Origin of the sequence: Streptomyces sp. BV286 (genome assembly GCF_019090165.1) — a bacterium.
Lineage (GTDB): Bacteria > Actinomycetota > Actinomycetes > Streptomycetales > Streptomycetaceae > Streptomyces.
Map to the genome: position 1 here is coordinate 1 of NZ_JAHRIB010000112.1, position 426 is coordinate 426.

Below are 426 nucleotides of genomic sequence, written 5' to 3' on the forward strand. Positions count from 1 at the left end.
GACTGGCGATTGGGACGAAGTCGTAACAAGGTAGCCGTACCGGAAGGTGCGGCTGGATCACCTCCTTTCTAAGGAGCATCTAGGCCGCCAAGCTTGCTTGGTGGTCCAGGGCCATTACGTCGGCACACGTTCGACGGTGGTTGCTCATGGGTGGAACGTTGATTATTCGGCCGGATGTCACGGGTCGGAGGCTGCAAGTACTGCTCGCAAGAGTGTGGAAAGCATGATCTCCGGACGGGATCTGGTCGGGCACGCTGTTGGGTGTCTGAGGGTATGGCCGCAAGGTCTGTCTTCAGTGCCGGCCCCGGTAAAAATCTGCTTCGGTGGGTTGTGACGGGTGGTTGGTCGTTGTTTGAGAACTGCACAGTGGACGCGAGCATCTGTGGCCAAGTTTTTAAGGGCGCACGGTGGATGCCTTGGTACCAG

General features: G+C 58.0%; 1 rRNA gene. It reads left to right on the top strand.

The window, feature by feature from the left end:
- Window positions 1-68, top strand: a 16S ribosomal RNA gene (locus KUF83_RS15780); the annotation flags it as partial.
- Between the last annotated feature and the right edge of the window lie 358 nt (window positions 69-426).